Raw genomic sequence first — 26383 nt, 5'->3', positions numbered from 1 at the left:
GCGGCGAACGGCCTACAGCCCGTTCTTCGCCTTGAACTCGCGGCGGCGGCGATGCAGGACCGGCTCGGTATAGCCGTTCGGCTGCCGGGTGCCTTCCACCACCAGCTCCAGGGCGGCCTGGAACGCGACGTTGTCGTCGAAGTTCGGCGCCATCGGCCGGTAGGACGGGTCGCTGGCGTTCTGCCGGTCGACCACCACGGCCATGCGCTTGAGGCTCTCGACCACCTGCTCCTGGCTGATCACGCCGTGACGCAGCCAGTTGGCCAGCAGCTGGCTGGAGATGCGCAGGGTGGCGCGGTCTTCCATCAGACCGACGTCGTTGATGTCCGGCACCTTGGAGCAGCCGACGCCCTGGTCGATCCAGCGGACGACATAGCCGAGGATGCCCTGGGCGTTGTTGTCCACCTCGTTCTTGATCTCTTCCGCGGTCCAGTTGGTGTTCGGCGCCAGCGGAATGGTCAGGATGTCGTCCACCGAGGCCGGGGTGCGCTTGGCCAGCTCGGCCTGGCGGGCGAACACGTCGACCTTGTGGTAATGCAGGGCGTGCAGGGTCGCGGCGGTCGGCGACGGGACCCAGGCGGTGTTGGCGCCGGCCAGCGGATGGCCGATCTTCTGCTCGAGCATGGCGGCCATCAGGTCGGGCATGGCCCACATGCCCTTGCCGATCTGCGCCTTGCCTTGCAGGCCGGTGGCCAGGCCGACGTCGACGTTGTTGTTCTCGTAGGCGCCGATCCACTTCTCCGACTTCATGGCGCCCTTGCGCACCACGGCGCCGGCTTCCATGGAGGTGTGGATCTCGTCGCCGGTGCGGTCGAGGAAGCCGGTGTTGATGAACACCACGCGATCCTTGGCCGCCTTGATGCAGGCCTTCAGGTTCACGGTGGTGCGGCGCTCCTCGTCCATGATGCCGACCTTCAGGGTGTTGCGCGGCAGGCCGAGGACGTCCTCGACGCGGCCGAACAGCTCGTTGGTGAAGGCGGCTTCTTCCGGACCGTGCATCTTCGGCTTGACGATATACACGCTGCCGGTGCGGCTGTTCTTGCGGCTGGTGTTGCCGTTCAGGTCATGAATGGCGATCAGGCTGGTGAACAGACCGTCCTGGATGCCTTCCGGCACTTCGTTGCCGTCCTTGTCGAGGATCGCATCGTTGGTCATCAGGTGGCCGACGTTGCGCACGAACAGCAGCGAGCGGCCGTGCAGGGTCAGTTCGGAACCGTCGGCCCTGGTGTAGACGCGGTCCGGGTTCATGGTGCGGGTGAAGGTGCTGCCGCCCTTGCTGACTTCCTCGGCCAGGTCGCCTTTCATCAGGCCCAGCCAGTTGCGGTAGATCACTACCTTGTCGTCGGCGTCGACCGCGGCGACCGAGTCCTCGCAGTCCATGATGGTGGTGAGGGCGGCTTCCATCAGCACGTCCTTCACGCCTGCGGCATCGGTCTGGCCGACCGGGCTGCTGGGGTCGATCTGGATTTCGAAGTGCAGGCCGTTGTGCTTGAGCAGTACCGCTTGCGGCTTGGCGGCGTCGCCCTGGAAGGCAAGGAACTGGCCAGCGTTCTTCAGGGCGGTTTCGCTGCCGTTCTTCAGCGCGACGACCAGCGCGCCGTTCTTCACGCTGTAGGAAGTGGCGTCGACATGGGAGCCGGACTCCAGCGGCGCGGCCTCGTCGAGGAAGGCGCGAGCGAAGGCGATGACCTTGTCGCCGCGAACCTTGTTGTAGCCCTTGCCTTTCTCGGCGCCGCCTTCTTCGCTGATCACGTCGGTGCCGTAGAGCGCGTCGTACAGCGAGCCCCAGCGGGCGTTGGAGGCGTTGAGGGCGAAGCGCGCATTCATCACCGGCACCACCAACTGCGGGCCGGCCATGCGGGCGATCTCGTCGTCGACGTTCTGGGTGCCGGCCTGGAAGTCTTCCGCCTCGGGCAGCAGGTAGCCGATTTCCTCGAGGAAGGCCTTGTAGGCAGCGGCGTCGTGGGCCTGGCCGGCGCGAGCCTGGTGCCAGCCGTCGATCTTGGCCTGGAGTTCGTCGCGCTTGGCGAGCAGGGCTTTATTCTTCGGCGCCAGGTCGTTGATCACGGCCTCCGCACCGGTCCAGAACGTGTCGGCAGAGACGCCGGTTCCGGGGATGGCTTCGTTGTTCACGAAGTCGAACAGGACTTTGGCGACCTGCAGGCCACCGACTTGAACGCGTTCAGTCATTGTTTGCCTCACTCTGCTCTAGACCAGCTCTGGACCCGGGCCGCACGGCCTTGTAGTCCGAGCCGCGGCATACTACATGATGCCGCGGGAAAAATCAGTGGTTACGCGTCGCGTTACGACTGGATGACGCTTCACGGTCACGTTGGCCAGGCTTAATGTTCGCAAAAAAACTGTACTTTGTTCCAGATAAATCTAAAAACAGTACACGATTTATCGCTAGCCCAACTGCGGCGCGGCGTCGCAGGATGTTTCTCTGCGCTGCGAGCGCCTTGCCTATACTCCCGGAATCGCCCCAGGAGCCTCGCCATGCCCGTCCATGCCGCATCCCTCGCCGATCTCGCCGACCTGGTTCCGCTGTTTTCCGCCTACCTCGACTTCTACGAAGTGCCGGCGCCGGAAGAGCAGGTCCGCGCATTCCTCGCCGAGCGCCTGCGCCAGGGCGATTCGACCCTGTTCCTGGCCAGGGATGCCGAGGCGCGGGCGCTGGGCTTCGTCCAACTCTATCCGCTGTTCGCCTCCCTGGCGCTACGACCTTCGTGGTTGCTCAGCGATCTCTACGTCCGCCCGGAGGCGCGCCGCCAGGGCGTCGGCGAGGCCCTGATGAACCAGGCCCGGGGTTTCGCCGAAAGCATGGGCGCCTGCGGCCTGCAACTGGAGACGGCGAAGACCAACCACGCCGGGCAGTCGCTCTACGAGCGCCTCGGCTATGTCCGTGACGAACAGTTCTACACTTACTGGCTGCAGCTCTGAACTCCCATTCGTCCCAGCAGGAGGCAAGCTCATGGATCACCTGGTCCTGACCGTGATCGCCACCGACCATCCCGGCCTGGTCGAGCGCATCGCCCAATGCATCGCCTCCCACGGCGGCAACTGGCTGGAAAGCCGCATGTCGCGGATGGCCGGGCAGTTCGCCGGGATACTGCGGGTGGCCGTGCCGGCGGAAGGCTACGACGAACTGGTGGAAGGGCTACAGGGCCTGTCCAGCCACGGCATCCGCGTGCTCCTGGCGGAAAGCGGGATCGAGCCGGTATGCAACTGGAAGCCTATCCACCTCGACCTGGTGGGCAACGACCGCCCCGGTATCGTGCGCGACATCACCCGGTTGCTGGCCGAGCACGGGGTGAACCTGGAGAGCCTGTCCACCGAAGTGCGCCCGGCGCCGATGAGCAGCGAACCGCTGTTCCATGCCGATGCGCTGCTGGCGGTGCCGCTGACCCTGTCGCTGGACACCCTGCGCGAGCGACTGGAAGACCTGGCCGACGACCTGATGGTGGAGTTGGTGCTGGACGCGTCCTGAAGTTGTTCAGGAAAGCGGGGGGACGGGCCTGTGGAAAAGCCTTGGGTGAAACCCTGAAACCCAGGCGCCGCGAGGCTTGGAGGTCGTAGCGCGTTTTTTGACCAGCTACGTTGCGGTTATTCCCAAACCAGGTGGACCAGCCTGTGGGTATTCTGTGTGGATAACCTTGCAGGCCTTCATCCATGGGCGATACAAGGGTTTGATCGTTTTCTGAGCAGCCTCTCTTGCGCTTTTGCTTGTGGATTAACCTTCGCCGCTGTTATTGCCCCTGTGCACAAATAACGTGGAGCAGTCTGTGGGTAAGCCGGGGAAGAATCCATGCAGGCCTTTATCCATCGGCAGTCCAAGAATCCGTACGTTTTTTGATCGATGGCTTTTCCGGTTCATCCACAGTTGCTCACAAAAGCCTTGGGCAGCTTTGTGGATAAGTCTTGTGTATATCGGTGTAACCCTTGGTAATACTGGCATACAGCGGTGTGCTCAAAGACTGATCAGGCGCTTTGCAGGGCTTCTTCCGACGAGTTATCCACGCGCCTGCGGGGAGGAGAAGGCAGGTCTATGCACAAAGTACGTGCATGAACCTGTGGAAAAGCCTGGGGTGGATCGCTGAGCGCCAGTATTGGCGGGGGATAGGAAGGAGTGCGTGTTTTTTCGCCAGGCTTGCGGAGTTCCGCAAGCCTGGGGATAACGTCAGCCCGGCTGGGGAAGGCGGCGCAGGCTGCGCCAGGCGTCGAAGCTGTAGACGGCCAGGGCGAGCCAGATGAAAGCGAAGGCGGTCAGGCGGCTGGAGTCCAGATGCTCGCCGAACAGCAGGATCGCCTGTAGCAGGACCAGCGTCGGCGCCAGGTATTGCAGGAAGCCCAGGGTGGCGTAGGGCAGGTGCCTTGCCGCAGCGTTGAAGCAGACCAGCGGAACCAGCGTCACCGGGCCCGCGGCGACCACCCACAGGGCTTCCGGGGTGCTCCAGAAAGCCGTTTCGCTGGTCGGCCCGTCGGCGAAAAACAGCAACCAGACCAGCGCCAGCGGCAGCAGCAGCCAGGTTTCCACCACCAGTCCGGGCAGCGCGGCGACCGGCGCCTTTTTGCGGATCAGGCCGTAGAAGCCGAAGGTCAGGGCCAGCACCAGCGACACCCAGGGCAGGCTGCCGAGTTGCCAGACCTGCTGCGCCACGCCCAGCGAAGCCAGGGCCACCGCCAGCCATTGCAGGGGACGCAGGCGTTCCTTGAGCAGCAACATGCCGAGCATCACGTTGATCAGCGGATTGATGTAGTAGCCCAGGCTGGCTTCCAGCATGTGGCCGTTGTTCACCGCCCAGACATAGGTCATCCAGTTGCTGGCGATCAGCAGTCCGCTGGCGGCCAGCACGACGAAGCGCTGCGGATTCTGGCGCAGCTCGCGCCACCAGCCCGGGTGCTTCCAGAACAGCAGCAGGACGGCGCCGAACAGGGCCGACCAGACCGCGCGCTGGACGATGATTTCCACCGCGGGGATGCGTTCGAGCAGTTTGAAGTAGAGCGGGAACAGTCCCCAGATCACATAAGCCGTCAGGCCGAGGACATAGCCCCGACGGAGGTTGGCGGTCGCCATGGAGAATCCTTGAAACGTCAGGCAGGTAAGAATGGCCGTGCACGGCATGCACGAGCGGATGACCTGTGAATTCTAGTAGGGGGGTGACGGGGTTGTCTGCGCACAGTTCCCGCGGAAAAGCACCGGCACACTTGCCGTTCCCTCGCCTGCCCCGCGGCGGGACGGATAGCGCCGCGCGCCATTCGCCCTGTCCGCAGGAGGCTCAGAACAGCCGCAGCGGTTCCTCGTCCAGCGCCGCCAGTTGTTCGCGCAGCACCAGCACCTGCTCGCCCCAGTAACGTTCGCTGCCGAACCAGGGGAAGCTCGGTGGGAACGCCGGGTCGTCCCAGCGCCGCGCGAGCCAGGCGCTGTAGTGCATCAGGCGGAGGCTGCGCAGGCCTTCGAGCAGCGGTAGCTGGCGCGGGTCGAAGTCGTGGAACTCATTGTAGCCGTCGACCAGTTCGGCAATCTGCGCCAGGCGTTCGTGGCGCTCGCCGGCGAGCATCATCCACAGGTCCTGGAGGGCCGGGCCCATGCGGCAGTCGTCGAGATCGACCATGTGGTAGACCTCGTCGCGGCACAGCAGGTTGCCCGGATGGCAGTCGCCGTGCAGGCGGATCGGCTGGTAGGGCACCTCGGCGAACAGGGCGTCGAGGCGTTTCAGCAGGTCGCGGGCGACCGACTCGTAGGCCGGCAGCAGGCTCCTGGGGATGAAATTGCCTTCCAGCAGGGTGGCCAGCGAGGCGTGGCCGAAGTTATCCACAGCGAGCGCCTCGCGGTGCTCGAACGGCCGCGTGGCGCCGACCGCGTGCAGGCGGCCGAGCAACTGGCCGAGGCGGTAGAGCTGGTCGAGATTGCCCGGCTCGGGCGCGCGCCCGCCGCGCCGGGGGAACAGGGCGAAGCGGAAGCCGGCGAATGCGAACAGGCTTTCGCCGTCGCGCGACAGCGGCGCCACCACCGGCACCTCGCATTCCGCCAGCTCGGCGGAGAAGGCGTGCTCCTCGCGGATCGCCGCGTCGCTCCAGCGGTCCGGTCGGTAGAACTTGGCGATCAGCGGCTCGCCGTCCTCGATGCCGACCTGGTACACGCGGTTTTCGTAGCTGTTGAGCGCCAGCACCCGTGCGTCGCTGAGATAGCCGAGGCTTTCCACGGCATCCAGGACGAGGTCGGGGGTCAGTTGGTCGAAGGGATGGGACATGACGGGGCATCCAAGGCTCGAAAGACCCCTAGTGTACGCAAGCCGGCGCGGGCCGGCAGGTTCACAGCGGCGTGCCGAGCAGGACCTGGGCCGGATCGAAGGAGGCGATCACCTTCTGGCCCTTCTTCAGCCCCAGGCTGGCCAGGCGTTCGCCGGACAGCAGCGCGCAGAGGGTAAGACCGCTGCCCAGGGCGATGCGCACCTCGCTGGGACCGGCCTTGGCCGCGAGGATTTCCTCCAGGGTGCCTTGCAACTGATTCGGCTGGTCCTCGCGCGGTTCCAGCCCGACGTCCAGCCAGCCGGCCTTTATCAGCGCCAGTACCGGGCGGCCGCGACCGAGTTCGAGTTGCTCGGTGCTGGCGCGGGTGATCAGCGCCTCGATGCGTTGCTGGCCTGGCAGCTCGATGGCGATGCGGTCGTGGAAGCCTTCGCCATGGATCGACAGGACCCGCCCGTGCAATTGGTTGCGTGCGCTGGTGCGGAGCATCAGGCGGCCGATCAGGTTGAGGTCCTCGGCGTCTTCAGCGGCCTGCAACACCTGCGCTTGCAAGGCTTCCAGGCGCCGGTAGAGAGCCAGCAGGCGTTCGCCCTCGGCGGTCAGTCGGGCGCCGCCGCCGCCCTTGCCGCCGACGCTACGCTCGACCAGCGGGCGCTCGGCCAGGTTGTTCAGTTCGTCGATGGCGTCCCAGGCGCCCTTGTAGCTGATGCCCACGGCCTTCGCCGCACGGGTGATGGAGCCCAGTTCGGCGATCTGCGCGAGCAGGGCGATGCGTTGCGGGCGACGGGTGACGTGCTGGGCGAGAGTGGAGAGTGCGGACATGGAAGCTTCGCTATGAGCGGACGTATACGGCGAAGGCTCCAACAGCCATGGGCAAAACGCAAGGGCGTCACTCGGCGGCCTGGTAGAGACCGTAGCCGGCGGCGGCGCCGGCCAGGTCCCAGGCGAGGTCCTTCCAGCTCCAGCCGCTGCCGGCGGAACGGCTGTCGTAGAGTTCCTTGCCGACGCCGAAGGCGAGCGAGAAGCTCAGGCCGAAGCGTGCCTGGCGAGCACCGTGCAGGCCGCGGTCGTGGGCCATCTGCATGCCCGCCGCGGTAAGGGCCGCGGAACTGGCGAAATGCAGGGCCTTGTCTTCGCCCAGCCAGTCGTCTTCGGCGAAGTGGCTGCAACCGCCGAGCAACAGGCAGGCCACGACCAGCAGTGCGCGCATGGATCCTCTCCCGTATCGGTTGCGCGGCAGTTTAGCCCAGCTCAGCCGGGCTTCGGCGTGCGCGCCAGGCAGTAGACGTCGACCCGCGCGGCGCCCGCCCGGCGCAACAGACGGGAAAGGCACTCGGCGGTGGCCCCGGTGGTGAGCACGTCGTCCACCAGTGCCAGGTGCAGCCCGCGAACATCGCTGGCGGGCGCCAGGGCGAAGGCGTGGCGCAGGTTGCGCCGCCGCACCGTCGCGTCCAGGCCCTGCTGGGCCGGAGTATCCAGCACTCGCCGCAGGCTGTGCGGATCGCTGCGCAGGTCCAGCTCGCCGGCCAGTCGCTCGGCGAGCTGTTGCGCCTGGTTGAAGCCGCGCCGACGTTCGCGCCGTGGCGCCAGCGGGACCGGCAGCAGGCGTGCCGGGCGCGGCAGGCCTTCGGCGTAGCGTTGCCGCAGGTGTTCCGCCAGCAACTCGCCGAGCAGCCGCCCCAGCGGCCAGGCCGCCTGGTGCTTGAAGCGGTTGATCAGGCTGTCGAGCGGAAAGGCGTAGCGCCAGGGCGCGATCGCCTGTTCATAGGCCGGCGGGCGGCGCAGGCACTCGCCGCACACCTGGCCGTCCAGCGGCAGGGGCAGGGCGCAGCGCCGGCACTGCTGGCGCGACCAGGGCAGGTCGGCGGCACAGGCGCGGCACAGCGGGCGGGGCGGCTGGTCGCTGCGGGCGGCGCAGAGCAGGCAGGCCGGCGGCGGCAAAAGCCAGCGCGTGAGAGGACGAAGCGGGAACGACATGGCGGGACTTCCTGGCGGATGTCGCACCATGCAACCGCAGGCGCGCGCCGCCGACCAGCCGTTGCCAGCGGGTTCGGAACTCGCCTGTGGATAACCGAAACCTTCCTTCGCTCCTTGCGGAAACGGCCGACGCGTGGATCAGTGGATGAGCCAGCTCATGACGATCAGGCCGAGCACCGTCCAGATCACCCCGCCGACTATCGAGCGGCGCATGAAGGCGCGTATGCCGCTGTAGAGCAGCAACAGGCCGAGCACCAGGAAGACGAAGCTGAACAGCGATGCGTCCATGCCGATGGCCCTGGCCAGGCCGTGGAGGAAGTCGTCCATGGCGCCCCAGATGCCGCCCAGCAGGCCGGAGAGCAGGTCCACCACGAAGCGGATCGCCCTGCCCAGCATCTCGCCCAGTCCGTCGAAAAAGCCTTCTGTACCCATGAGTGTCCTGTCCTGAGTGTTCCCAGCGTTGGATCAGAGATTAGCCGCCGGGTTCAGCGCCGGCTGCTGCTTTGCTGCGGAGCGAGGAACGACTGGCGGAAGTATTCGCGGAACGCGCGCATCCCGGCGCTCGCTTCGGTGTCGCGGCGCCAGGCCAGGCCGACGCTCATCGACGGCACCGGGTCGACCAGCGATAGCGTCTCGATGCGTTTGCCTTCCAGCGACCAGGGCCGGTACACCAGATCGGAGAGGATGGCCACGCCGGAGCCGTTGGCGACCATGCTGCGCACCGCTTCCACCGAACTGGTATGGAGGATCACCTGCGGCCGGTGGCCGCTCTGTTGCCAGTAGCGCAGCGCGCTCTGCCCGGCCTCGTCGACGGTGAGCATGATGTAGGGCTCGCCGGCCACGTCGGCCAGGCCCAGGTCGGCCTTCTCACCCAGCGGATGGCGGCTGGGCAGCCACAACCGGCGCTCGGAGTTGAACAGGGTTTCGGCGGCGATCCCGGGCTCGGTGAGATTGCCGGTGAGCAGCACGGCGATGTCGTAGCGACCGTCGAGGAGGCCGCGCTCGATGCTGGCGCGCTCGTCCTCGAACAGTTGCAGCTCCAGTTCCGGGTACCACTGCGCCAGGCGTTGCAGGTGGTGGGGGAGGAAATAGCCCATCACGGTATAGCTGGCGGCGACCTTCAGGGTGCCGTCGACCCGGGTGTCCGGTTGCGGGCTGTTGAGCGCGTCGTCGACGCTGCGCTGGATCGAATAGGCGTGGTTGAGGAAGTGCCGGCCGCTGTCGGTCAGGTTCATGCCCTGGGCCGTGCGGGTGAACAGGGCGACGCCGAGCATGCCCTCCAGTTCCTGGATCGCGCTGGTCACCGCCGACTGCGAGATGTTCAGGTGGATGGCGGCCTGGGAGATCTGGCCGAACTCGGCGGTGGCGATGAAGTAGCGAACCTGGCGGAGGGTCAGGGCCATGGGCAGCATCCGGAAGAGGTATCTGTTTTTCAGAAACCAGTCTATCGAATAATAAATCTACCCAATACCTTTCCCGGCTTTTACCGTGGCTCCATCCAACAACAAGACAGATGAGGCCAGCCGGCAATGACTGAAGTCGACCTCAATTCCGACATGGGCGAAGGCTTCGGCCCATGGACCATCGGCGATGGCGTGGACGCGGCGATCATGCCGCTGATCAGCAGCGCCAACATCGCCACCGGTTTCCATGCCGGCGACCCGAGCAGCATGCGCCGCACCGTGGAGATGGCCGCCGAGCATGGCGTGGCCATCGGCGCCCATCCGGGCTTCCGCGACCTGGTCGGCTTCGGTCGCCGGCACATCGCCGCGCCGGCCATCGAGCTGGTCAACGACATGCTCTACCAGCTTGGCGCCCTGCGCGAATTCGCCCGGCTGCAGGGCCTGTCGCTGCAACACGTCAAGCCCCACGGCGCGCTCTACATGCACCTGGCGCGCGACGAGGCCGCCGCGCGCCTGTTCGTCGAGACCCTGCAACGCCTGGAACCGGAACTGCTGCTCTATTGCATGCCCGGTTCGGCCACCTGGCGCATCGGTCGGGAACTGGGCCAGCCGCTGGTGCGCGAGTTCTACGCCGACCGCGACTACGACCGCAGCGGCTCCATCGTCTTCACCCGGCGGGTCGCCGCCCTCGATCCGCAACAGGTCGCCGACAAGGTCCTGCGCGCCTGCCGCGAGGGCAAGGTGCGCACCGTCGAGGGCGAGGACCTCGACATCGCCTTCGACTCGGTGTGCATCCACAGCGACACCCCCGGCGCCCTGGAGCTGGTCGCCAGCACCCGCGCGCGCCTGGAAGGCGCCGGCATCCGCATCAAGGCGCCGCGTTGAGCGCCGCTCGCCTCGGCGAGCCTCGCGACAAGCTTTTCTGCCATTTCCTACAACGTTCGAATAATGAGGATTCGTCATGGCCGAACATAACGTGCAGTCCCCCTTGCCCGGCACCTTCTATCGCAAGGCCAGCCCCGACGCGCCACCCTACGCGGAGGTCGGGCAGGCGGTCGAGGCCGGCAGCGTGATCGGGCTGATCGAGGTGATGAAGCAGTTTTCCGAAGTGCAGGCCGGGCAGGCCGGCATACTCCAGGCGTTCCACGTGGAAGATGGCGAGGCCATCGAGCCGGGACAGGTGCTGGCGGTGATCGCCAGCGCTACCTGAGGAGGACGCCATGCACAAGCGACTGAACAAGCTGCTGGTGGCCAATCGCGGCGAGATCGCCGTGCGCATCATCCGCGCCGCGCAGGCACTGGGCATTCCCACGGTAGCGGTGTGCAGCGAGGCGGATCGCGATTCGCTGGCCGCGCGGCTGGCCGATGAGGTACGTCTGATCGGCCCTGCGCGGGCCGAGCGGAGCTACCTGGATATCGAGGCGATTCTCATGGCGGCGCGGGAAACCGGTGCCGACTCGATCCATCCCGGCTACGGTTTCCTCTCCGAGAACCCTGCCTTCGCCGAAGCGGTGCAGGCGGCCGGACTGGTCTTCGTCGGTCCGGATGCGCAGACCATCCGCCGCATGGGCGACAAGGCCGAGGCGCGGCGTACCGCGATGGCCGCCGGGGTGCCGGTGGTGCCGGGCTCGCCCGGCGAGCTGGACGACCTCGACGCGGCGCTGGCCTGCGCCGAAGAGGTCGGCTATCCGCTGCTGGTCAAGGCCTCCGCTGGCGGCGGCGGGCGTGGCATCCGTATCGCCCACGACGCCGACGAACTGCGTCGGGAATTCCCCATCGCCCAGCGCGAGGCGCAGGCCGCCTTCGGTTCGCCGGCGGTGTACCTGGAGCGCTTCATCCGCCAGGCGCGGCACATCGAAGTGCAGATCCTCGGCGATGGCGAGCGCGCGGTGCATCTGTTCGAACGCGAATGCTCGCTGCAGCGGCGGCGCCAGAAGGTCTTCGAGGAGGCACCTTCGGCGGCGCTGGACGGCGCGCAGCGCCAGGCCCTCTGCGAGAGCGCCGTGCGCCTGGCGCAGAGTCTCGGCTATCGTGGCGCGGGCACCCTGGAATACCTGTTCGACGCGCACAGCGGCGAGTTCTTCTTCATCGAGATGAACACCCGTATCCAGGTCGAGCATCCGGTCAGCGAGATGGTCACCGGCATCGACCTGGTCCAGGCCATGCTGCGCATCGCCGCCGGCGAGGCGCTGCCCTGGCGCCAGGAGGACATTCGCCTGAACGGCGCGGCGCTGGAGATGCGGATCAACGCCGAAGACCCGGCGCGCAATTTCTTCCCCAGCCCCGGCACCGTGGAGCGCCTGGAGTGGCCGCAGGGCGAGGGCGTGCGAGTGGACAGCCACCTGTACCCCGGCTACCGGGTGCCGCCGTACTACGATTCGTTGCTGGCCAAGCTGATCGTCCATGGTCGCGACCGCGACGAAGCGTTCGCCCGCGCGCGCCAGGCGCTGGAGCGCACCGTGCTGGCCGGCATGGCCACTACCCTGCCGCTGCACCGCTGGCTGCTCGCCGATGCGCGGGTACAGGCCGCGCAGTTCGATACCGCTACCCTGGAAACCTGGCTCGCCGAGCGGACCGCCGCCGCGCAGGAGGTTTGAGATGCACGCCAACATCCGCTACAGCTTCGGCGGCGACGAGCACCTGTTCGCCGAGGTCGCCGAGTCCATGTCGCTGGAAGCCTTCTTCCGCGGCATGGCGATCACCCGCGCCATCGAGACCCTGCAATTGCCCGGGGTGCTCGACGTGTGCCTGGCCAACGCCTCGTTCCAGGTCCGCTTCGACCCCGACCGGCTGGCCCCGCAGGCGCTGCTGGAGACCGTGCGCGGCCTGGAAGCCGAGGCGGTTGCCGCGCGCAGCATCGAGACGCGTATCGTCGAAGTGCCGGTGTTGTACAACGATCCCTGGACCCACGAGACCCTGATGCGCTTCCGCGACCGTCACCAGGACCCGGACTCCACCGACCTCGAGTACGCCGCGCGGATCAACGGCTACGCCGACGTGCGGGCGTTCATCCAGGCGCACAGCGGCACGCCGTGGTTCGTCTCGATGGTCGGGTTCGTCGCCGGCCTGCCGTTCATGTACCAGATGGTCGAGCGCGAACGGCAGTTGCAGGTGCCCAAGTACCTGCGTCCGCGCATCGACACGCCGAAGCTGACCCTCGGCCACGGCGGTTGCTTCGGCTGCATCTATTCGGTGCGCGGTGCCGGCGGCTATCAGATGTTCGGCGTGACTCCGGCGCCGATCTTCGATCCCCGCCAGGGCCTGCCCTATCTCGAGGAATCTATGGTGTTCTTCCGCGCTGGCGACATCGTCCAGTTCCGCCCCATCGAGCGGACCGAATACGAGCGCATGGCGGCCGAAGTCGAAGCGGGTACATTCGACCTGCGCATCCGTCCGGTGAGTTTCGATCTCGACGCGTTCCTCGCCGATCCGCGAGGCTGCACGCAACGTCTGCAGGAGGTGCTGTATGTCGATTAAGGTGCTCAAGCCCGGCCTCGCCACCTCGGTGCAGGACGCCGGCCGCGAAGGCCACTATCACCTGGGTATCCCGCCGTCCGGCGCGCTCGACCAGTACGCCCTGCGCGCGGCCAACCTGCTGGTGGGCAACGCACCGACCGCCGCCGTGCTGGAGTGCGCGCTGCTGGGTCCGCAGCTGGAGTTCCAGCGCGACGCCCTGGTGGCCGTGTGCGGGGCGCGCATGACGCCTCGCCTGGAGGGCGCGGAGATGCCGCTGGATACTTCCTTCCGGGTTCGCGCCGGCCAGGTACTGGGGTTCGACTTCATCCGTGCCGGCGCCCGTGGCTATCTCGCCATCGACGGCGGCATCGCGGTACCCGAGGTGCTGGGCAGCCGTTCGACCTACGGTCTGGGGGCGATCGGTGGCTTGCAGGGACGACGGCTGGCGGAGGGCGACCTGCTGCCCCTGGGGCCTGCCTCGCCCTCTGCCGTGGAGGGCTTGGCGCTGCCGCGTTCGCTGCAGGTGGAGGTCGGCGGCGAGGTGAGCTTGCGGGTAGTTCCCGGACTCTACGTCCATCGCCTGACTCCCGACGCGGTCGAGCGTTTCTTCGCCGAGACCTGGACCGTCGGCTCGGAGGCGGACCGCACCGGCTACCGCTTCAAGGGCGGCACGGCGCTCCGGTTCGAGCCGCGCGAACAGCCATTCGGCGCAGGCTCGGACCCGTCCAACATCGTCGACGCCTGCTATCCCATCGGCTCGATCCAGGTACCGGGCGGGCTCGAACCCATCGTCCTGCATCGTGATGCGGTGTCCGGTGGGGGATATGCCACGCTGGGCACGGTGATCAGCCCCGACCTGAACCGGCTGGCGCAGATGCAACCGAACCAGAAGGCGCGTTTCGTCGCCGTCAGCCTGGAGGAAGGTCTCGAGGCGCGTCGCCGTTACAACTGGCAAGTGCAACGACTCCAGCACTTCTTCCTGCGCTGAGTCGTCGATACCGGCCGCTTCCGTCTGCGAAGCGGCCTCCCGCTCACTTGTAGTAGATATCTATCGCAGCGGTGGCATTGAATCGACCCAACGTAGGTGCGTTGGTCATCCATTTCAGTTGGGCCAGGAAGTTCTTCACCACGACCTGGTCTTTGCTGTGTTCCACCAATTGGAATTCTTTGTTGAAGGGGACGATGCGACGGTCTTCTTGCCTGAGCACGGTGATGCCTACGGACTTGTTGTCTCCCGGCACCAACGTGTCGCCTACGGTGCTGGAAGAATTCACGGGACTCAGAAGGGCTCCCAGGCCATAGGCGCTATGCAGTTCTTGCTTGCAGTGATCTGGAAAGGCTTCTCCTTGAGGGTCTGGTTGGTGGCGGCTTGAAGCGCTTGAAGTAGGCCGAAGTCGAGTGTCTTGGGTGAAATGCTCAGGGGCGACGATCGCCGATGAAATGATCAAATATTGATCAGATGTATACCTGTGTCCTGGTCTGGGTTGACAGCGTCCTAGAGCCACTTATGATGCCCCTTAAGCCTGACCCCGGCGTGCCGGGGCTCCCCGACAAAAGGCGCCATGCAAGCGTCGAAGGAATCTTCCCCATGAGTGCAACCGCTTCCGTCGCCACCCGTCACGACTGGTCCCTCGCCGAAGTCCGTGCCCTGTTCGAGCAGCCGTTCAACGACCTGCTGTTCCAGGCGCAGACGGTGCATCGCGCGCACTTCGACCCGAACCGCGTACAGGTCTCGACGCTGCTGTCGATCAAGACCGGCGCCTGTCCCGAGGACTGCAAGTACTGCCCGCAGTCTGGCCACTACAACACCGGCCTGGACAAGGAGAAGCTGATGGAGGTGCAGAAGGTCCTCGAGGCGGCGGCCGAGGCCAAGGCCATCGGTTCGACCCGCTTCTGCATGGGCGCTGCCTGGAAGCACCCGTCGGCCAAGGACATGCCCTACGTCCTGGAGATGGTCAAGGGCGTGAAGAAGCTCGGCCTGGAGACCTGCATGACCCTCGGCCGCCTGACCCAGGAACAGACCCAGGCGCTGGCGGACGCCGGCCTCGACTACTACAACCACAACCTGGATACCTCGCCGGAGTTCTACGGCAACATCATCACCACCCGCACCTACAGCGAGCGCCTGCAGACCCTGGCCTACGTGCGCGAGGCGGGGATGAAGATCTGCTCCGGCGGCATCCTCGGCATGGGCGAGTCGGTGGACGACCGCGCCGGCCTGCTGATCCAGTTGGCGAACCTGCCGGAGCACCCGGAGTCGGTGCCGATCAACATGCTGGTGAAGGTCAAGGGCACGCCGTTGGCCGAGGAGAAGGACGTCGATCCGTTCGACTTCATCCGCACCCTGGCGGTGGCCCGGATCATGATGCCGAAGTCCCACGTGCGCCTGTCCGCTGGCCGCGAGCAGATGAACGAGCAGATGCAGGCGCTGGCCTTCATGGCCGGGGCCAACTCGATCTTCTACGGCGAAAAGCTGCTGACCACGAAGAACCCGCAGGCCGAAAAGGACATGCAGTTGTTCGCCCGTCTCGGCATCAAGCCGGAAGAGCGCGAAGAGCACGCCGACGAAGTGCACCAGGCCGCCATCGAGCAGGCGCTGGTGGAACAACGCGATTCGCAGCTGTTCTATAACGCCGCTTCCGCCTGACCATACTGGAAGGGAGGGCGCCGCCGTCCCTTCGTTGCAGCCGCTGATGTCGGCCCTGCGTGGACGGGTGCGCCTGCGTCCGTCCAGCAACACGAGCGACCTGCCATGTCCTTCGATCTCGCTTCCCGCCTCGCCAGCCGGCGCGCGGAAGACCTCTACCGCCAGCGGCCGCTGCTGGAGTCGGCCCAGGGCCCGGACGTCGTGGTCGACGGCCAGCCGCTGCTGGCCTTCTGTTCCAACGACTACCTCGGCCTGGCCAATCATCCCGAAGTGATCGCCGCGTTACGCGCCGGCGCCGAGCGCTGGGGCGTGGGCGGCGGCGCCTCGCACCTGGTGGTCGGCCACAGCGGTCCGCACCACGAACTGGAGCTGGCCCTCGCCGAATTCACCGGGCGGCCGCGCGCGCTGCTGTTCTCCACCGGCTACATGGCCAACCTTGGCGCGGTGACCGCGCTGGTCGGCAAGGGCGACACGGTGCTGGAGGACCGCCTCAACCACGCTTCGCTGCTGGATGCCGGATTGCTCTCCGGCGCGCGTTTCTCGCGCTACCTGCACAACGACCCGGCAAGCCTCGCCGCGCGCCTGGACAAGGCCGAGGGCAATACCCTGGTGGTCACCGATGGGGTCTTCAGCATGGACGGCAATCTCGCCGACCTGCCGGCCCTGGCCGCCGTGGCGCAGGCCCGCGGCGCCTGGCTGATGGTCGACGACGCGCATGGTTTCGGCCCGCTGGGCGCCAGCGGCGGCGGGATCGTCGAACACTTCGGCCTCGGCCAGGAGCAGGTGCCGGTGCTGATCGGCACCCTCGGCAAGGGTTTCGGTACCGCTGGCGCCTTCGTAGCCGGCAGCGAGGAACTGATCGAGACCCTGATCCAGTACGCCCGGCCCTACATCTACACCACCAGCCAGCCTCCGGCGGTGGCCTGCGCCACCCTGAAGAGCCTGGAGCTGCTGCGCCGCGAAAGCTGGCGGCGGCAACACCTGGCGGCGTTGATCGCCCGTTTCCGCCATGGCGCCGAGGCGCTTGGCCTGACCCTGATGGACAGCTTCACGCCGATCCAGCCGATCCTGGTCGGCGGCAGCCGCCAGGCCGTGGCCCTGGCCGGCATGCTTCGAGCCCGCGGCATCATGGTCGGCGCGATCCGCCCGCCAACCGTGCCGGCCAACAGCGCGCGGCTGCGCGTCACGCTGTCCGCCGCGCACAGCGAAGCGCAGGTCGACCGCTTGCTCGAAGCCCTCGGCGAAAGCTGGCGACAGCTGTCGTCTAGCCTTCTGGCAGAGATCGAAGCCGAGGAGGGAGACGATGCGTGATCACCTGATCCTGTTGCCGGGCTGGGGCCTGGGCAGCGCACCGCTGGAACCGCTGCGCGACGCGCTGCACGAGCGCGAGCCGCACCTGAACGTGTTGATCGAGCCGCTGCCGTCGCTGGACGATGCCGCCGACTGGCTCGACGAACTCGACGACAACCTGCCGCGCGATAGCTGGCTGGCCGGCTGGTCGCTGGGTGGCATGCTCGCCGGCGAACTGGCGGCGCGCCGCGGCGACGATTGCCGGGGCCTGCTGACCCTGGCCAGCAATCCGTGCTTCCGTGTGCGCGAGGACTGGCCGAACGCGATGCCGGCGGAAACCTTCGAGGACTTCTTCGAGGCTTTCCTGCTCGAACCGCACCTGACCCGCAAGCGTTTCACCCTACTGGTCAGCCAGGGTGCGCGCGACCCTCGGACCCTGGCGCGGCAACTGCAGGTGGCGCTGCCGCAGCTGGAGCGCGAGGCGCTGGTCGCCGGCCTGCAGTTGCTCGGCCAACTGGATACCCGGGCCGCCCTGGAAAACTTCCGCGGGCCGCAATTGCATCTGTTCGCCGAAGCCGATGCGCTGGTGCCGGTGGCCGCCGCCGAGGCCCTGCTCGAGTGGCTGCCGGACGTCGAGGTCTCGACCCTGGCGGCCAGCCACGGCCTGCCGCTGGAATGCCCGGACGAGGTGGCCGGCGCAATCCTGAGATTCCTTCGCGAGGGTGACGATGCCTGACGATTCCGCGCCGCTGCTGGCGCCCCATGGCGTTGCCGCGCTGCCCGACAAGCGCCAGGTCGCCGCGTCGTTTTCCCGCGCGGCGGCCAGCTACGACGCGGTGGCCGAACTCCAGCGCGGCGTCGGCGAGAGCCTGCTGTCGGCATTGCCGGAAGGCTTCTCGCCGCGCCGCTGGGTCGATCTCGGCTGCGGCACCGGTCATTTCAGCCGGGCCCTGGAACGCCGCTTCGGTGCGGCCGAGGGCCTGGCCGTGGATATCGCCGAAGGCATGCTGCGGCATGCCCGCGCGCGCGGCGGCGCCAGCCATTTCATCGGCGGCGACGCCGAGAGGCTGCCGTTGCGCGACGGCAGTTGCGACCTGCTGTTCTCCAGCCTGGCCATCCAGTGGTGCGCCGACCTCCCGGCGGTGCTGGCCGAGGCGCGGCGGGTCCTGCGGCCGGGCGGCGTGCTGGCGTTCAGCAGCCTGTGCGTCGGTACCCTGGGCGAGTTGCGCGACAGTTGGCGGGTGGTGGACGGCTTCGTCCACGTCAATCGCTTCCGCGCCTTCGCCGACTACCTGCAACACGCGGCCGGCAGCGGCCTGCTGCCGCTGACCCTGCGCCACGAGGACCGGCTCCTGCATTTCCCCGACCTGCGCAGCCTGACCCACGAACTCAAGGCGCTGGGCGCGCACAACCTCAACCCCGGGCGGCCCGACGGCCTGACCGGGCGCCAGCGCATCCGCGCGCTGGTCGCCGCCTACGAGCGTTTCCGCCAGCCCGAGGGGCTGCCCGCTACCTACCGCGTCGTCTTCGGCGTGCTGCGCAAGGATTGCTGAACCATGCCGGCGTTCTTCGTCACCGGTACCGACACCGAGATCGGCAAGACCACCATCGCCGCCGGCCTGCTCCACGCGGCCCGGCGTGCCGGCCTGAGCACCGCCGCGGCGAAGCCGGTGGCCTCCGGCTGCGAGCCCACGGCGCAAGGCCTGCGCAATGGCGACGCGCTGGCGTTGCTCGGCCAGTGTTCGCTGGCGCTGGCCTACGAGCAGGTCAACCCGCTGGCCTTCGCGCCGGCCATCGCCCCGCACCTGGCGGCGCGCGAGGCTGGCGTCGAACTGAGCGCCGCACGCTTGCACGAGGCGGTGCGCGAGGTGCTGGCGCTACAGGCCGACTTCACCCTGGTGGAGGGCGCCGGCGGATGGCGCGTGCCGTTGCTGGGCCGCGAGAACCTCTCCGACCTGGCGCGCCTGCTGGCGCTGCCGGTGGTGCTGGTGGTCGGCGTGCGCCTGGGCTGTATCAACCATGCGCTGCTCAGCGCCGAGGCGATCCTGGGCGACGGCCTGGCGCTGGCCGGCTGGGTGGCCAACGTGGTCGACCCGGCTACCTCGCGCCTGGAGGAGAACCTGGCGACCCTCGCCGAGCGCCTGCCGGCGCCCTGCCTGGGCCGGGTACCGCGCCTGGAGGAAGCCACTCCCGAGGCCGTGGCCGCGCACCTCGACCTGCGGCCCCTGGGCATCGGGCTATAAACAGCGGGCCGTCCATAACCAACGGGCGGTACCCAGCGCCGGCCAAGTCTGCTTGAATAGAAGCCACTTGCTATCGTAGCGGCGCGTGCGCGTCCCCAGGAGTAGAGGGTGGAAATTTCCGGCAACGCTTTCGTCAGTGGCCTCAATGCGGTGCAGTCGGGTAGCGCCCGCGTCGCCCAGGCCGGCAGCGAGATCGCCCGCAACACCGTGGAGGCCCGTTCGCCCCAGGCCGAGCAGATGGTCGAGCTGACCCGCGGCAAGCTCGAGGCGCAGAGCGGCGCCCGGGTCATCGAGGTAGCCGACGAGACCCTCGGCACCCTGATCGACACCCACGCCTGACTCCCTGGCGGCCGGCAGCGGTCGTCCCCGACTCTTTCTTTTCCGACTGTCACCCGGCGGCCCCTGAAGCCTGCCGGGCGCTTCGCCATGGGCTTTACTGAGAGAGACGAAAGCGCTTTGGATGGTCGTTGCAGCCAGTGATTTCGGGCATGACCGAGCGGTCGGTTCGGATGCTTGACAAGGGATTGGCGTAAACGTATGTTTCAAACGCCTGTTTGAGAGTCGGGACGCATGAGTGCGTCCGGCAAGGCGACCGGGAGCGATCCCGCACTGCGACCGCAGACTCTGGACATCCGTCCGGTCGCCGATTAACCAGAACCCTTCGTAGAGGTTGACTGCTATGCCTGATTACAAGGCCCCCTTGCGTGATATCCGTTTCGTTCGCGACGAGCTGCTGGGCTACGAAGCGCACTACCAGAGCCTGCCGGGCGCCGAAGACGCGACTCCCGACATGGTCAACGCCATCCTCGAGGAAGGTGCGAAGTTCTGCGAACAGGTGATCGCTCCGCTGAACCGCGTTGGCGACCTGGAAGGCTGCACCTGGAGCGCCGACGGCGTGAAGACCCCGACTGGCTTCAAGGAGGCCTACCAGCAGTTCGTCGAAGGCGGCTGGCCGAGCCTGGCCCATGACGTCGAGCACGGCGGCCAGGGGCTGCCGGAATCCCTCGGGCTGGCCATCAGCGAGATGGTCGGCCAGGCCAACTGGTCCTGGGGCATGTACCCGGGCCTGTCCCACGGCGCCATGAACACCCTGCATGCCCACGGCACCGCCGAGCAGCAGGCGACCTACCTGACCAAGCTGGTCTCCGGCGAGTGGACCGGCACCATGTGCCTGACCGAGCCGCACTGCGGCACCGACCTGGGCATGCTGCGCACCAAGGCCGAGCCGCAGGCCGACGGTAGCTACAAGGTCACCGGCACCAAGATCTTCATCTCCGCCGGCGAGCACGACATGGCCGACAACATCGTCCATATCGTCCTGGCCCGCCTGCCCGACGCCCCGCAGGGCACCAAGGGCATCTCGCTGTTCATCGTGCCGAAGTTCCTGCCCAACGCCGAAGGCAACGCCGGCGAGCGCAACGCGGTTTCCTGCGGTTCCATCGAGCACAAGATGGGCATCCACGGCAACGCCACCTGCGTGATGAACTTCGACGCCGCCACCGGCTTCCTGATCGGCCCGCCGAACAAGGGCCTGAACTGCATGTTCACCTTCATGAACACCGCTCGCCTGGGTACCGCGCTGCAAGGCCTGGCCCATGCCGAAGTCGGTTTCCAGGGCGGCATCGCCTATGCTCGCGAGCGTCTGCAGATGCGCTCGCTGACCGGTCCGAAGGCGCCCGAGAAGCCCGCCGACCCGATCATCGTGCATCCTGACGTGCGCCGCATGCTGCTGACCATGAAGGCCTTCGCCGAAGGCAACCGCGCGATGCTGTACTTCGCCGCCAAGCAGGTCGACATCGTCCAGCGCAGCCAGGACGAAGAGCAGAAGAAAGCCGCCGACTCGATGCTGGCCTTCCTCACGCCGATCGCCAAGGCGTTCATGACCGAAGTCGGCTTCGAGTCCGCCAACCACGGCGTGCAGATCTTCGGCGGCCACGGTTTCATCGCCGAGCACGGCATGGAGCAGAACGTCCGCGACAGCCGCATCTCGATGCTGTACGAAGGCACCACTGGCGTTCAGGCCCTCGACCTGCTGGGTCGCAAGGTGCTGATGACCCAGGGCGAGGCGCTGAAGGGCTTCACCAAGATCGTGCACAAGTTCTGCCAGGCCAACGAAGCCAACGAAGCCGTCAAGGAATTCGTCGCTCCGCTGGCGCAGCTGAACAAGGAGTGGGGCGACCTGACCATGAAGGTCGGCATGGCCGCCATGAAGGATCGCGAGGAAGTCGGCGCCGCTTCGGTGGACTACCTGATGTACTCCGGCTACGCCTGCCTGGCCTACTTCTGGGCCGACATGGCGCGCCTGGCCGCCGAGAAGCTGGCCGCCGGCACCGGCGAGGAAGCCTTCTACAAGGCCAAGCTGCAGACCGCGCGCTTCTACTTCCAGCGCATCCTGCCGCGTACCCGCGCCCACGTCGCCGCCATGCTGTCCGGCGCCAACAACCTGATGGAGATGGCCGAGGAAGATTTCGCCCTCGGTTACTGATGGCACGGGCCGCTGGCGGCCCGTTCCCCAGGTGAGAAAGAGCCCGCCCTTCGGCGGGCTTTTTCATGCCTGCGATCCGCTGCATCCTGGCCTTCCGACCTCGGGGTTATGGCGTTGCATTCAGCGTCCGCAGCGTGATTGTAGGCGCCCGCCCGGCGCAGTAGCTTCGAGGGATTCGCGCCTGTGGGGCGCCCCTGCCGAGGAGAACAGAGATGCCGGAATACAAGGCTCCGCTGCGCGACATGCGCTTCCTGATCGATGAGGTATTCGACTTCCATGGGCGCTACCAGGCGCTCGGCGCCAGCGACGCGACCCCGGACATGGTGGCGGCGATCCTCGATGAAGGGTCGAAATTCTGCGAACAGGTGCTGGCGCCGCTGAACCGCTCCGGCGACGAAGAGGGCTGCCACTTCGACAACGGCGTGGTGACCACGCCCAAGGGCTTCAAGGAAGCCTATGCACAGTACGTCGAGGGTGGCTGGAACGGTGTCGCCAGCGATCCCGCGTACGGCGGCCAGGGCCTGCCGCACTCGCTGGGTCTGCTGCTCAGCGAGATGATCGGCGCCAGCAACGTCTCCTGGGGCATGTACCCGGGCCTGACCCGCGGCGCCATGTCGGCGATCCACGCCCACGGCAGCCAGGCGCAGAAGGACCTCTACCTGGCGCGGATGACCGCCGGCACCTGGACCGGCACCATGTGCCTGACCGAGCCGCACTGCGGCACCGACCTGGGCATCATCAAGACCCGCGCGGTGCCGAACGCCGACGGCAGCCATGCGATCAGCGGGACGAAGATCTTCATCTCCGCCGGCGAGCACGACCTGAGCGAGAACATCGTTCACCTGGTGCTGGCCAAGTTGCCCGATGCGCCGGCCGGGACCAAGGGTATCTCGCTGTTCATCGTGCCGAAGTTCCTCCCCGACGCCGCCGGCGAGGCAGGCGTGCGCAACGCGGTTTCCTGTGGCTCCATCGAGCACAAGATGGGGATCAAGGCCTCGGCCACCTGCGTGATGAACTTCGACGGCGCCACCGGCTACCTGATCGGCGAGCCGAACAAGGGCCTGCACTGCATGTTCACCATGATGAACCACGCCCGCCTGGGCACCGGCATGCAGGGCCTGTGCCTTGGCGAGACCAGCTACCAGGGCGCCGTGCGCTACGCCCGGGAGCGCTTGCAGATGCGCTCGCTGACGGGGCCGAAGGCGCCGGACAAGCTGGCCGACCCGATCATCGTGCACCCCGACGTACGGCGCATGCTGCTGACCATGAAGGCGTTCAACGAAGGCAACCGCGCGCTGGCCTACTTCACCGCCCAGTTGCTCGACACCGAGCACCTGTCGCAGGACGCCGCCGAGCGCGAGCGGGCCGCCGACCTGCTGGCCTTCCTGACACCGATCTGCAAGGCCTTCATGACCGAGACCGGGCAGGAGGTGACCAACCTCGGCATGCAGGTCTACGGCGGCCACGGCTACATCCGCGAGTGGGGCATGGAGCAGTTGGTCCGCGATTGCCGCATCGCACAGATCTACGAAGGCACCAACGGCATCCAGGCCCTCGACCTGCTTGGCCGCAAGGTACTGGGCAGCCAGGGCAAGCTGTTGCGCGGCTTCACCAAACTGGTCCACCAGTTGTGCCAGGCCCAGGCCGAGCATCCGCAACTGAAGGGACAGGTCGCGCAACTGGCGGCGCTGAACGCGCAGTGGGGCGAACTGACCCAGCAGGTGGGCCTGGCGGCGATGAAGAATGCCGACGAAGTGGGCGCCGCCTCGGTGGACTACCTGATGTTCTCCGGCTACGTGACCCTGGCCTATTTCTGGTTGCGCATCGCCCTGGTGGCGCGCGAGAAGCTGGATGCCGGCAGCGGCGAGGCCGCGTTCTACGAAGCCAAGCTGGCCACCGCCGACTTCTACTTCAGTCGCCTGCTGCCGCGCACCGCGGCGCACGCCGCGGCGATCCAGGCCGGCGCGGCGGGCCTGATGAGCCTGTCGGCGGAGCAGTTTTCGCTCTAGCGGCTGCCGGGGCAGGGGCGCGGCGCTTCTTCCCCCCGGTTTCTCCCCCACCCGCCGGGCCCGTCGGACTCCCGGCGAACTCGCTCGAGCCCGCGAAAAGCGGGCTTTTTCATGCCTGTCGCATAGAAGACCGATATAGACTTAATGGTCACGACGTGACGCTACAAGTCCGAAATGTTGGTGGTGTAGACTCGGCCGCGGCACGCCTTTCGTGCCTCCATTTTGTTGCCGCTGGCCCCCGGCCGGCGATCGGTACGATCGAGGATTCCCCACATGGCTGATTACAAAGCTCCGCTGCGCGACATGCGCTTCGTCCTCAATGAGGTGTTCGAGGTCTCCCGGCTCTGGGCGCAACTGCCGGCGCTGGCCGAAGTGGTCGACGCCGAGACCGCCGCGGCGATCCTCGAAGAGGCCGGCAAGGTCACCGCCGGTACCATCGCCCCGCTGAACCGTCCGGGCGACGAGGAAGGCTGCCAGTGGAACGCTGGCGCGGTGAGCACCCCGGCCGGCTTCCCCGAGGCCTACCGGACCTACGCCGAAGGCGGCTGGGTCGGCGTCGGCGGTGATCCGGCCTACGGCGGCATGGGGATGCCCAAGGTGATCTCGGCGCAGGTCGAGGAACTGGTCAACTCGGCCAACCTGTCGTTCGGCCTGTATCCGATGCTGACCGCCGGCGCCTGCCTGGCGCTCAATGCCCATGCCAGCGACGAATTGAAGGACAAGTACCTGCCGAACATGTACGCCGGTATCTGGGCCGGTTCCATGTGCCTGACCGAGCCGCATGCCGGCACCGACCTGGGCATCATCCGCACCAGGGCCGAGCCGCAGGCCGACGGCTCCTACAAGATCAGCGGGACCAAGATCTTCATCACCGGCGGCGAGCATGACCTGACCGAGAACATCATCCACCTGGTGCTGGCCAAGCTGCCCGACGCCCCGGCCGGGCCGAAGGGCATCTCGCTGTTCCTGGTGCCGAAGGTGCTGGTCAACGCCGACGGTTCGCTGGGCGAGAAGAACAGCCTGGGTTGCGGCTCCATCGAGCACAAGATGGGGATCAAGGCCTCGGCCACCTGCGTGATGAACTTCGACGGCGCCACCGGTTGGCTGGTGGGCGAGGTCAACAAGGGCCTGGCGGCGATGTTCACCATGATGAACTACGAGCGCCTTGGCGTCGGCATCCAGGGCCTGGCCACCGGCGAGCGCTCCTACCAGAGCGCCATCGAGTATGCCCGCGAGCGTATCCAGAGCCGCGCGCCGACCGGCCCGGTAGCCAAGGACAAGGCCGCCGACCCGATCATCGTGCACCCCGACGTGCGCCGCATGCTGCTCACCATGAAGGCGCTGAACGAAGGCGGCCGCGCCTTCTCCAGCTACGTCGCGATGCAGCTGGACACCGCCAAGTACAGCGAAGACGCGGTCACCCGCAAGCGTGCGGAAGAGCTGGTGGCGCTGCTGACCCCGGTGGCCAAGGCATTCCTCACCGACATGGGACTGGAAACCACTATCCATGGCCAGCAGATCTTCGGCGGCCACGGCTTCATCCGCGAATGGGGCCAGGAGCAACTGGTGCGCGACTGTCGCATCACGCAGATCTACGAAGGCACCAACGGCATTCAGGCGCTCGACTTGGTGGGACGTAAGGTGATCGGCAGCGGCGGCGCCTTCTCCCGTCACTTCACCGACGAGATCAAGGCCTTCGTCGCTTCCGCCGACGAGGCCCTGGGCGAGTTCAGCAAGCCGCTGGCGGCCGCCGTGGAGAACCTGGAAGAGCTGACCGCCTGGCTGCTCGACCGTGCCAAGGGCAACCCCAACGAGATCGGCGCGGCGTCGGTCGAATACCTGCATGTGTTCGGCTATACCGCCTACGCCTACATGTGGGCATTGATGGCGCGCACCGCGCTGGCCAAGCAGGGCGAGGACGACTTCTACGCCAGCAAGCTGGGTACCGCGCGCTTCTACTTCGCCCGCCTGCTGCCGCGCATCCATTCCCTGAGCGCCTCCGTGCGCGCCGGCAGCGAGTCGCTGTACCTGCTGGACGCCGAGCAGTTCTGAGGCCTGGCGCCTGAGACGGAAAGCCCCGCGATGCGGGGCTTTTTTCTGGGCGCCGGGGGCTCGGCGCGCGGGACGGGTGGGGGTGGATATCCGCTTGCGGCTATCCGCCATTCCCAGGGTTTTCTCGGGGCCGTGATGGGACAGGGTGATCGGCGGATAACGCCGTTGGCGTTATGCCCTAGGGCTCCTCGCGCAGGGTGGGCGGTAGGGCGAATAACCGCTTGCGGTTATCCGCCATTCCCGTGGTTTTTCTCGGGGCCGTGATGGGACAGGGTGATCGGCGGATAACGCCGTTGGCGTTATGCGCCCTACGGCTCCTCGCGCGGGACGGGCGGTAGGGCGAATAACCGCTTGCGGTTATCCGCCATTCCCGTGGTTTTTCTCGGGGCCGTGATGGGACAGGGTGATCGGCGGATAACGCCGTTGGCGTTATGCCCTACGGCTCTTCGCGCAGGGTGGGCGGTAGGGCGAATAACCGCTTGCGGTTATCCGCCATTCCCGTGGTTTTTCTCGTGCCGTGATGGGACAGGGGTGTCGCGGTCCGTCGCGGAGGATACGGGGATATCCGTTGA

25 protein-coding genes are annotated in these 26383 nt (G+C 67.0%); 16 read left to right on the top strand and 9 right to left on the bottom strand.

The features are described 5' to 3' along the window. Positions 1-12: 12 nt before the first annotated feature. Complete coding sequence (locus FOC67_RS23545) at positions 13-2190, bottom strand: malate synthase G (RefSeq protein ID WP_003111109.1); 2178 nt, start codon at positions 2188-2190, stop codon at positions 13-15. Positions 2191-2496: 306 nt separating this feature from the next. On the opposite strand from FOC67_RS23545, the gene FOC67_RS23540 reads away from it, so the two are divergent. Both FOC67_RS23540 and FOC67_RS23535 read left to right on the top strand, forming a co-directional pair. Beyond that, positions 2497-2940 (top strand): GNAT family N-acetyltransferase, encoded by a 444-nt coding sequence (locus FOC67_RS23540; RefSeq protein WP_003084786.1) that lies wholly within the window; start codon positions 2497-2499, stop codon positions 2938-2940. Positions 2941-2971: 31 nt separating this feature from the next. Continuing rightward, positions 2972-3487 (top strand): glycine cleavage system protein R, encoded by a 516-nt coding sequence (locus tag FOC67_RS23535; protein WP_003084789.1) that lies wholly within the window; start codon positions 2972-2974, stop codon positions 3485-3487. A 690-nt stretch (positions 3488-4177) separates the two neighbouring features. Here the strand turns inward: FOC67_RS23535 and rarD are convergent. The 7 genes from rarD to FOC67_RS23500 all read right to left on the bottom strand — a co-directional run bounded on the left by rarD (position 4178) and on the right by FOC67_RS23500 (position 9638). Further along, positions 4178-5074 (bottom strand): EamA family transporter RarD, encoded by an 897-nt coding sequence (gene rarD / locus FOC67_RS23530; protein WP_003103301.1) that lies wholly within the window; start codon positions 5072-5074, stop codon positions 4178-4180. A gap of 202 nt (positions 5075-5276) precedes the next feature. Next, positions 5277-6251: a serine/threonine protein kinase gene (locus tag FOC67_RS23525; protein WP_003129062.1), complete on the bottom strand. Its 975-nt coding sequence runs from the start codon at positions 6249-6251 to the stop codon at positions 5277-5279. 61 nt (positions 6252-6312) lie between these two features. After that, entirely contained in the window at positions 6313-7071 is a 759-nt protein-coding gene (locus FOC67_RS23520) for a TOBE domain-containing protein (RefSeq protein ID WP_003103305.1), read from the bottom strand. A gap of 67 nt (positions 7072-7138) precedes the next feature. Further along, positions 7139-7459: a YfiM family lipoprotein gene (locus FOC67_RS23515; protein WP_004365177.1), complete on the bottom strand. Its 321-nt coding sequence runs from the start codon at positions 7457-7459 to the stop codon at positions 7139-7141. Between the two features lie 41 nt (positions 7460-7500). Continuing rightward, positions 7501-8226 (bottom strand): ComF family protein, encoded by a 726-nt coding sequence (locus FOC67_RS23510; protein WP_004365178.1) that lies wholly within the window; start codon positions 8224-8226, stop codon positions 7501-7503. Positions 8227-8364: 138 nt separating this feature from the next. Beyond that, complete coding sequence (locus FOC67_RS23505; RefSeq protein ID WP_003084806.1) at positions 8365-8658, bottom strand: hypothetical protein; 294 nt, start codon at positions 8656-8658, stop codon at positions 8365-8367. 53 nt (positions 8659-8711) lie between these two features. Further along, positions 8712-9638, bottom strand: coding sequence for a LysR family transcriptional regulator (locus FOC67_RS23500; RefSeq protein ID WP_003129068.1), 927 nt, complete (start codon positions 9636-9638; stop codon positions 8712-8714). Positions 9639-9755: 117 nt separating this feature from the next. On the opposite strand from FOC67_RS23500, the gene FOC67_RS23495 reads away from it, so the two are divergent. The 5 genes from FOC67_RS23495 to FOC67_RS23475 all read left to right on the top strand — a co-directional run bounded on the left by FOC67_RS23495 (position 9756) and on the right by FOC67_RS23475 (position 14073). Beyond that, the gene (locus FOC67_RS23495; RefSeq protein ID WP_003111232.1) at positions 9756-10514 is read left to right on the top strand and encodes a 5-oxoprolinase subunit PxpA; all 759 of its coding nucleotides are present in this window, start codon (positions 9756-9758) and stop codon (positions 10512-10514) included. 76 nt (positions 10515-10590) lie between these two features. Next, on the top strand, positions 10591-10839 hold the full coding sequence (locus tag FOC67_RS23490; protein WP_003084813.1) for an acetyl-CoA carboxylase: 249 nt from the start codon (positions 10591-10593) through the stop codon (positions 10837-10839). Positions 10840-10849: 10 nt separating this feature from the next. After that, a complete protein-coding gene (locus FOC67_RS23485; protein WP_003084815.1) occupies positions 10850-12226 on the top strand; it encodes an acetyl-CoA carboxylase biotin carboxylase subunit in 1377 nt (458 codons plus the stop codon). Between the two features lies 1 nt (position 12227). Then, entirely contained in the window at positions 12228-13106 is an 879-nt protein-coding gene (locus tag FOC67_RS23480) for an allophanate hydrolase subunit 1 (protein WP_009315097.1), read from the top strand. Further along, on the top strand, positions 13096-14073 hold the full coding sequence (locus FOC67_RS23475; protein ID WP_003084819.1) for a biotin-dependent carboxyltransferase family protein: 978 nt from the start codon (positions 13096-13098) through the stop codon (positions 14071-14073). Before FOC67_RS23480 ends, FOC67_RS23475 begins: the two co-directional genes overlap by 11 nt. A gap of 43 nt (positions 14074-14116) precedes the next feature. Here FOC67_RS23475 and FOC67_RS29780 read toward each other — a convergent pair whose 3' ends face one another. Beyond that, a complete protein-coding gene (locus tag FOC67_RS29780; RefSeq protein WP_073650955.1) occupies positions 14117-14359 on the bottom strand; it encodes a fimbrial protein in 243 nt (80 codons plus the stop codon). Between the two features lie 314 nt (positions 14360-14673). On the opposite strand from FOC67_RS29780, the gene bioB reads away from it, so the two are divergent. From bioB to FOC67_RS23425, 9 genes are all read left to right on the top strand, one after another. Continuing rightward, on the top strand, positions 14674-15732 hold the full coding sequence (bioB, locus tag FOC67_RS23465) for a biotin synthase BioB (protein WP_009315099.1): 1059 nt from the start codon (positions 14674-14676) through the stop codon (positions 15730-15732). 105 nt (positions 15733-15837) lie between these two features. Beyond that, positions 15838-17043 (top strand): 8-amino-7-oxononanoate synthase, encoded by a 1206-nt coding sequence (gene bioF / locus FOC67_RS23460; protein WP_003084826.1) that lies wholly within the window; start codon positions 15838-15840, stop codon positions 17041-17043. Further along, complete coding sequence (locus tag FOC67_RS23455; protein ID WP_003111239.1) at positions 17036-17758, top strand: alpha/beta fold hydrolase; 723 nt, start codon at positions 17036-17038, stop codon at positions 17756-17758. Before bioF ends, FOC67_RS23455 begins: the two co-directional genes overlap by 8 nt. Then, entirely contained in the window at positions 17751-18575 is an 825-nt protein-coding gene (gene bioC / locus FOC67_RS23450) for a malonyl-ACP O-methyltransferase BioC (protein ID WP_009315102.1), read from the top strand. The genes FOC67_RS23455 and bioC overlap by 8 nt, the downstream gene beginning before the upstream one ends. 3 nt (positions 18576-18578) lie before the next feature. Beyond that, positions 18579-19265 carry a dethiobiotin synthase gene (gene bioD, locus FOC67_RS23445; RefSeq protein ID WP_009315104.1) on the top strand — a complete coding sequence of 229 codons (687 nt, stop codon included), beginning with the start codon at positions 18579-18581 and terminating at the stop codon, positions 19263-19265. A 108-nt stretch (positions 19266-19373) separates the two neighbouring features. Continuing rightward, entirely contained in the window at positions 19374-19604 is a 231-nt protein-coding gene (locus tag FOC67_RS23440; RefSeq protein WP_003103338.1) for a hypothetical protein, read from the top strand. A gap of 340 nt (positions 19605-19944) precedes the next feature. Further along, positions 19945-21750: a phenylacyl-CoA dehydrogenase gene (locus FOC67_RS23435; RefSeq protein WP_003084842.1), complete on the top strand. Its 1806-nt coding sequence runs from the start codon at positions 19945-19947 to the stop codon at positions 21748-21750. A 212-nt stretch (positions 21751-21962) separates the two neighbouring features. Continuing rightward, a complete protein-coding gene (locus FOC67_RS23430; RefSeq protein WP_009315108.1) occupies positions 21963-23759 on the top strand; it encodes an acyl-CoA dehydrogenase C-terminal domain-containing protein in 1797 nt (598 codons plus the stop codon). Between the two features lie 273 nt (positions 23760-24032). Then, on the top strand, positions 24033-25811 hold the full coding sequence (locus tag FOC67_RS23425; RefSeq protein ID WP_003113245.1) for an acyl-CoA dehydrogenase C-terminal domain-containing protein: 1779 nt from the start codon (positions 24033-24035) through the stop codon (positions 25809-25811). Positions 25812-26383 lie beyond the last annotated feature (572 nt).

The organism is Pseudomonas sp. FDAARGOS_761 (assembly GCF_013343155.1).
GTDB classification, from domain to species: Bacteria; Pseudomonadota; Gammaproteobacteria; order Pseudomonadales; family Pseudomonadaceae; genus Pseudomonas; species Pseudomonas aeruginosa.
The sequence above is the reverse complement of the archived record's forward strand: the minus strand, read 5'-3'. Positions and strand labels throughout refer to the sequence as shown.